The organism is Oleiagrimonas sp. C23AA (genome assembly GCF_011759385.1).
Classification (GTDB): Bacteria; Pseudomonadota; Gammaproteobacteria; order Xanthomonadales; family Rhodanobacteraceae; genus Oleiagrimonas.
On record NZ_JAARLY010000016.1, the window covers coordinates 1 to 6,959 of the forward strand.

Annotated in this window: 5 protein-coding genes; 1 reads left to right on the forward strand and 4 read right to left on the reverse strand. The window is 65.1% G+C overall.

The window, feature by feature from the left end; all coding sequences use genetic code 11:
• Positions 1–428 precede the first annotated feature (428 nt).
• Positions 429–1,046, reverse strand: coding sequence for a DsbA family protein (locus HBF24_RS17070; RefSeq protein ID WP_167175868.1), 618 nt, complete (start codon positions 1,044–1,046; stop codon positions 429–431).
• A 128-nt stretch (positions 1,047–1,174) separates the two neighbouring features.
• Between HBF24_RS17070 and HBF24_RS17075 the strand changes: the two genes are divergently transcribed.
• Positions 1,175–1,912, forward strand: coding sequence for a 16S rRNA (uracil(1498)-N(3))-methyltransferase (locus HBF24_RS17075; protein WP_167175872.1), 738 nt, complete (start codon positions 1,175–1,177; stop codon positions 1,910–1,912).
• A 4-nt stretch (positions 1,913–1,916) separates the two neighbouring features.
• Here the strand turns inward: HBF24_RS17075 and HBF24_RS17080 are convergent, their stop codons facing one another.
• From HBF24_RS17080 to HBF24_RS17090, 3 genes are all read right to left on the reverse strand, one after another.
• Positions 1,917–2,402 carry a chemotaxis protein CheW gene (locus HBF24_RS17080; RefSeq protein ID WP_167175875.1) on the reverse strand — a complete coding sequence of 162 codons (486 nt, stop codon included), beginning with the start codon at positions 2,400–2,402 and terminating at the stop codon, positions 1,917–1,919.
• Between the two features lie 69 nt (positions 2,403–2,471).
• Complete coding sequence (locus HBF24_RS17085) at positions 2,472–4,241, reverse strand: chemotaxis protein CheB (protein WP_167175878.1); 1,770 nt, start codon at positions 4,239–4,241, stop codon at positions 2,472–2,474.
• A 12-nt stretch (positions 4,242–4,253) separates the two neighbouring features.
• The coding region (locus HBF24_RS17090) for a response regulator (RefSeq protein ID WP_167175881.1) at positions 4,254–6,959 on the reverse strand (2,706 nt) is incomplete at its 5' end.

Here is a 6,959-nt window from a genome sequence, read left to right on the forward strand (position 1 = left end):
CGCTGACGACGCACTGGCCGGCATCCCTGCCGGCCACCCTGCGGGCCTGATCCTCCCTACGCTCGCCGCCTGCGAACAGGAGTGGGTGCACACCGAAGCGTGGCCGATGAGTCACCGCCAACTGGCTAGAGCCACCGTCCCCCTTTTCGTAGCAGTGGTCGCTGGCTGAAAAGGCCCACAGGGTGGCTCGCAGGGACGCCAGCCACTTGGTCGTCAGGGCAGGACGCCCTGTCGGCCAAGCCCAGCCAGCGACCACGGACCTTGCGCGCTTCGCGCGCAAGGTGACACGAGGGGTGGGTTCTTTTGGTTCGGTTTTCTTGCCCAGCCAAGAAAATGAACCCGGCGGCCGGAAGGCCGTCGGAACCCCTGGCGCCAACAGGCACCGGCCGGTCAAAGCCAACAACGGGTACTGCCTATCTCCCAAACACTCAAATCCCCAAAGGCAAATCCATCAGCCGCCGCATCTGCGGCTCTTGCATCAGGCCAGGATTGTCCAGATACGCCAGTGCGAACGCATGCGCGTCATCACCCCAAAACAGCTCGTCACCCACCGCCAGCGTCGGCACCGCGAATACTTCGTCGGCGATGGCCTGATCGAAATTGGCGCGAAGCTCGGCTTTAACCGCAGCATCGGCCAGTACCAGGGCGACATCATCGAATCCCAACTTTTCCGCCAGTGGTTCGATCGCCTCGGCGGTGTCCGCCGCGCGGCCTTGGGTCCAGATCCAGTCGAAGATGGTGTCGACGGCAGCCACAGTGGAGCCTGCCGCCACGCACAGGCGAAGCGCGGGGTTAGGATTGAATGGGTGCGCAGGTGGATAGATCAGTTCGCGCCCTTGTTCGCGGGCCCGCCACACACTCAGGCGGTAAACGGCGGTGCGCTTGCGTGCGTATTCGAATGGCGCGCGAAAATCCATTTGCTTGAACAATGCGCCCAGCAGGAACGGGCGCAACGTGACTTCGCGCTCGGCCGCCAGCGCCTTGACCTTCGGCCACTGCAGATAGGCGAAGGGCGAGACGAAATCGAAGTACCAGATCACACGCATGGGATGCTCCCGTCAGCACGGCCGATAGACTCAAGACTGCCACAGGCCGCCTTCGCCGTGGCATGCAGGCGCCATGCGCAGCTATGCTTTCGGACTTGATTAGAACACCGCACCTATCCTGGATAACCATGCGCCGTATCCGCCTTTACGTCGATGCCCCACTGCAGACCGGGCAGCTTTTTGAACTGCCACAACGTGCCGCCGAACACGCCGTGCGCGTGCTGCGTCTGCGCGAAGGTGATGGGGTGGTGCTGTTCAATGGTGACGGCCACGATTACAACGCGGTGCTCACCGATGTGGGCAAGCGTCACGGCACCGTGCAAGTGGTCGAGGCCGATCGCGTTGCCAGCGAATCGCCGCTGACGCTGACACTGGCGCAGGGGGTGGCGCGCGGCGAGAAGATGGACCTGATCGTACAGAAGGCCACCGAACTGGGCGTGACCCGCATTGTGCCACTGCTGACCGAGCGCAGCGAAGTGAAGCTGGATGCGGCGCGTGCCGACAAGCGCCTGGCGCACTGGCTGGCGGTCGCCGCCAGTGCCTGCGAACAGTGCGGTCGCGCGGTACTGCCGCAGATCGATGCGCCCATGGCGCTGGACCACTGGCTCCGTGAGCCGAGCAACACCCTACCAACCACCCGCCTGGCGCTGCTGCCGGTGGCCACGCTCCGACCACGTGAACTGGATAGCTCACTGCACGAGGCCCTACTGCTGGTCGGTCCGGAAGGCGGCTTGGGTGAACGCGATCTGGCGGCCTTGCAGCCGCATGGTTTTGAAGGGCTGAATCTGGGCCCACGCATTCTTCGCACCGAAAGCGCCGGCCTGGCGGCACTGGCGGCGCTACAGACTCTTTATGGCGATATGTAGCGCCTCACGCCGAAGCCTTGGCGGCCATGTCCAGCGCCTCGGCCACCTCACGCTCCAGCGCTTCCAGGTCCGGAATGACCGCACTGTCGTCGCGCACCATCACCTGTTCGCGCACCACCGGCGGTAACGATTCGCTGTCGCGGCTGGGCACGATGATATCGGCGCTCAGCGTGGTGAGGCGCGGAAAGCCCTGCGTCACCAGTGCGATGTAGGGCATGCGCGGGTTGCCCCCCAGTGCCTTGATCACGGCCACGCGCGAATTGAGTGCGTTCTCCTGCGGCGCCAGGCCGGCCATGGTGGCGAAACTGACCAGCGGCAGGCGCCAGCCGCGCCAAGCCAAGCGCCCGAGCAACCATTCGGGCGCTTCGGCCACCGGGTCCGGGGTGGACAGCGTGATGACTTCGGCGACCGAGGCATTGGGCAACAGCAGCCGGCCACCCGTGATCGGGATGAGAACGCCGCGGATTTCGCGCGGCAGGGAGTCGCTCATGATCGTCTCAACCTTCAGGCGTCGCGTCGACGCCGGTAAGCATTGCAGTGAAAGGTGTGGGCAAATCCATCAGCCCCACGCCTCGGACAGGGCGCCGGCCAATGTCACGGCGTCGCCCTCGCGATCGCACAAACCCTCGGCTCGGGCCGCGGCCACCATCGGTGTGGCCTGCCCATCGGCGCCCACCTCCAGCCAGATCCTGCCGCCGCGATCGTGAATCGCCTGCGCACCGGCGGTGCCGTCGTGCCCCTGGCCGGCAAACAGAATGCCGATGGCCTTGTCGCCAAAACGCGCCGCCACCGCGCTGAAACCATCATCAATGGACGGCTCACGCTCGCGCGTATCGGCGGCCTCAATCAGGTTCAGACGCCCCTCGCGACCGATCTGCAAGCGCCAGGCTGCGGGAATCACCGCCACTTCACCACGCTGCAGCATCATGCCGTTGAAAGCGGCGCGCACACGCACCTGGGAAGCCGCCGACAGGGTCTGCGCCAATGTATGGGTATCACCACTCTGGTGATGCTGAAACACCAACGTGGCAAAGCTCGGACCCATCGCCAGCTCCCCGAGCAAGCTCTGCAGCGCATCGGCACCCTCTACCGATGCGCCCAGCACCAGCACCTGCGACACACCGGCGGAGGGCTCAAGCAGCATCTCATAGCTGCTGGTCTCGGCCATCTGCGGCGCCACGGCCTCTTCCATCGAGATCAGTTCAAGGCTGAGACCGGGCTCGATCGGGGTATCACCCTCGCTGTGATCGGGAGCCAGGAACTCGGCCGCGCTTTGCTTTTCGATGCCAAACTGAGTCGGATCCGGGCGCGAGGCATGCACGTGTTCGTCCTCGCCCTCCGATCCGGCATCCAGGTCGACCAAACCCCAGTCCGGTGCTTGGACCGGTGTCGGCTTGTGTGCCTCATCCACATCCGGGAAGGCCATTTCGGAGGCATCAACCGACGCTTCGGATGGATCGCCGGTCGGCCGATCCTCGTGCTGCGAATCCGGTGCCAGCGTGAAGCTACCCGCCGCTTCGACATGACCGTACGCCTCATCGGCCGGCGACGGACTGACCGCGCTGATGCTCTCGTCGACGGGAGGAGAGATCAGGCCATCATCCTGCGGCTCCCAGTCATCCAGCGCGCCAGCATTCAGGGAGAACTCCGGATCGATATCGCGCAAATGGCCGCTCTGGCCAAGCTCATCCAGATCCGGCTCGGCGCTGAAATCGAAGACCGGTGGTGTCTGCTCAATCACCGTCTCAGTGGATGCCACGTCAGCCGGGGCGATGTCCGGCGGCGGCGATGGCGACTCGGGCTCCAGGAATGGCTCGTCCAACGCGAAGCCGGCGACCTCGGAGGTCGCCTCGTCGGGGCTGTCGGATGCGGCCTCGACGGTCGCTTCATCGCCATCGCTTGGCACTTCGGCTTCGGCTTCGGCTTGATCATTTTCCACGCAAGCCTGCACCTCAATGGCGCGCGCGTCAGCCGGGCGCGGCGGATCGACGTCGGCCACGCCCAGCAGCTTGGCCGCCAGATGCCGGCTCCAGCGTGCCTGCTCCCAACCTGACAGCCGGGACGATACCTCGGCCTCGTTGAACACCACGCGGTAGCGGTCTTCATCCAACTGCTCGTAAAGCGCGTCAAGTTGCGCTTCGAGCTTGGCATCCAGGTTGACGATCACCACGTCGACACAGGCGTCGATCAACGCCTGTGGACGCAAGGCGGCAGCCGGACCTTCGTGCACCACGCGCGCGCCCAGGTCGATCAGCGCCTGACGCAGGTGGGCACAGGCTTCGCCCGGCTCAGCCACCAGCGCCACGGCGGGCGATGCGCTCTCGGTCATGACCCGGCCTCCTTATCCGTGCTCGTGCTCGCCCAGCAATTGCTCGATCTGTGCCAGCAGTTCGGCTTCCTGGTAGGGCTTGCCCAGATAGCGCTCGACACCAATATCCAGCGCGCGCTGGCGATGCTTGTCGCCGGTGCGCGAGGTAATCATGATGATCGGCACGTGCCGCAGGCGACTGTCGTTCTTCATGTACGTGGCCAGCTCGTAGCCATCCATGCGCGGCATCTCGATATCCAGCAGCATCAGGTCGGGCACGCGCTCCTGCAGCTTTTCGACCGCGTCCATGCCGTCCTTGGCCGTGTTGACCTCGTAATCATTGCGCTCAAGGATGCGCCCGGTGACCTTGCGCATGGTGATCGAGTCGTCCACCACCATCACCTGGCGCTTGCCGTCCGGCGTCTGGCCGGCTTCCGGCAATGCCGGTGCCAGCGCAGCGCGCTCCATGGTGGCCGCACCGTGACGCACCAGCGGCGCCAAGTCGAGAATCATCACCACCGAACCATCACCCATGATGGTGGCGCCGAAAATACCCGGCACGGAGCTGACCTGCGGGCCGACCGACTTGACCACGATCTCACGCGAGCCGATCACCTGGTCTACACGCACCGCCGCGCGCATGTCGCCGCTGCGTGTCAACAACAGCGGTGGCTGGCCCTCCGGCGACACCTGGCTCGGCGGCACGCCGATCAACGGCGCCAGGTCATAGATGGCGTAGGTTTCGTCGGCGTAGGTGAAGCTGGGCTCCTCCTCGGCCATGTGCGCGGCCAGCTCGTCCAGCGGCAGACGCGCCACGCCCTGCACCGAGGTCATCGGCACGGCAAACACCGACTCGCCGACCTTGACCAGAATCGAATGGGTCACGGCCAGGGTGAAGGGCAGGCGCACGGTGAAGCTGGTGCCGCGACCGCGCTCGGAATCGATCCCGAGAGAACCGCCCATCTGCTTGATTTCGTTGGCCACCACGTCCATGCCGACACCACGACCAGCCAGCTGCGTGACCGCCGAGGCGGTGGAGAAACCGCTCTCCAGGATGAAGCCGAACAGGTCGCGGTCCGTCAGCTGTGCATCCTCGCGCAGCAGACCACGTTCGATGGCCTTGCGGCGGATCGCATCGCGATCCATGCCGGCGCCATCGTCGCTGACGCGGATCACCACCTCGGTGGCGTCGCGGCTGACTTCGATGGTCACCGTGCCTTCGTCACTCTTGCCGGCCTCGCGACGCACCTGCGGCGACTCGATGCCATGCGCCAGCGCGTTGCGCAGCATGTGCTCGAAAGGCGCCTTCATGCGCTCGAGCAGGTTGCGGTCCATCTCTCCGTGCGCGCCGATTACACGCAGTTGCGCATGCTTGTCCACTTCCTGCGCGGCCTGGCGCAGGGTACGGCGCAATGTCGGCACCATCGACTCAAACGGCACCATGCGCGTGCGCATCAGGCCTTCCTGCAGGTCTGAACTGACGCGTGACTGCTGCAGCAACAGGGTTTCAGACTGGCGTGCATTGTCATCAAGCATGCCCTGCAGCGAGACCAAGTCGGCCACCGATTCAGCCAGCGCACGCGAGTACTGCTGCAGCTGCGAGAAGCGGTCCAGCTCCAGCGGATCGAAATCCTCAGTCGCTTCTTCGCCGATATCGTGCTGTTCGCGCTGATACCGGGCGATGATCTGCGCCTCGGTTTCGATCTCCAGCTTGCGCAACTGATCACGCAGGCGCGCGATGGTCTGATCGAACTCGCCCAGGTTGAAGCGCATGGTGGTGATCTGCTGCTCCAGTCGTGAGCGGAAGATCGACACTTCTCCGGCGTTATTGACCAGATTGTCCAGCAAGTCGGCGCGTACTCGAATCTGCTCCTGCGGAGCGCGCGCCTCTTCTTCCGGCTCGGGTAGCAGCTCGGGCATGCTGCGTGCGGACGAAGCCGTGGTCTCAGCCTCCGCCACCGCAGGTGCCGCATCGGTCTCGGCCGCTGCTTCAACGTCGACATGCCGCGGCACCGGTGCGCTGTCGGCGGTGTCCGCATCCACGCCCTGCGGCAGGGACGATGCTTGCTCTGCATCGTCCTGCTTCGCATCGCCGGTAGCCGTCTCAATCTCATCCGTACCGGTAAGCGTTTCGTTCTCGAGCCCCGGCCGTTCGCCGCCCGCCAGTGCCTCGAAGTGGGCAATGGCGGCTTCAGGCATGGCGATGGCCTGGCGTGCGGCGACCCGCTGCAACAGCGCATGCAGACGATCGAAGCCGCGTTCCAGCGCGGCCATCTCCACCGCGTCGGGGACGTTATCCTCGCCCAGCGATTCCAGCAGCGTTTCCATGGCATGCGCCATGTCGCCCAATGGCGCCAAGCCGGCAATACGGGCGCCCCCCTTGAAGGTGTGCAGGTCGCGCTGCAGCTCGACCAGCGGCTGCGCACTCTGCGGCGCATCGCGCCACTGCGCCATGACGCTGTCGCAGTGATCGAGGATGTCCCGGCCTTCCTCCACGAAGATTTCCAGCAAGTCGTCATCGACATCGCCGGTGGCCAGCTCGCCTTCTGGCTGCGGATCGTCCGGAAACTGCAAACGCACCGACTCGGCTTCGGCTTCGGCTTCGGCTTCGGTCTCGGCTTCGGTCTCGGCTTCGGTCTCGGCTTCGGTCTCGGCTTCGGTCTCGGCTTCGGTCTCGGCTTCGGTCTCGGCTTCGGTCTCGGCTTCGGTCTCGGCTTCGGTCTCGGCTTCGGTCTCGGC

Coding starts and splice junctions, on each gene's coding strand:
- HBF24_RS17070 (WP_167175868.1), bottom strand. CDS start 1,046: ATGCGTGTGATCTGGTACTTCGATTTCGTCTCGCCCTTCGCCTATCTG.
- HBF24_RS17075 (WP_167175872.1), top strand. CDS start 1,175: ATGCGCCGTATCCGCCTTTACGTCGATGCCCCACTGCAGACCGGGCAG.
- HBF24_RS17080 (WP_167175875.1), bottom strand. CDS start 2,402: ATGAGCGACTCCCTGCCGCGCGAAATCCGCGGCGTTCTCATCCCGATC.
- HBF24_RS17085 (WP_167175878.1), bottom strand. CDS start 4,241: ATGACCGAGAGCGCATCGCCCGCCGTGGCGCTGGTGGCTGAGCCGGGC.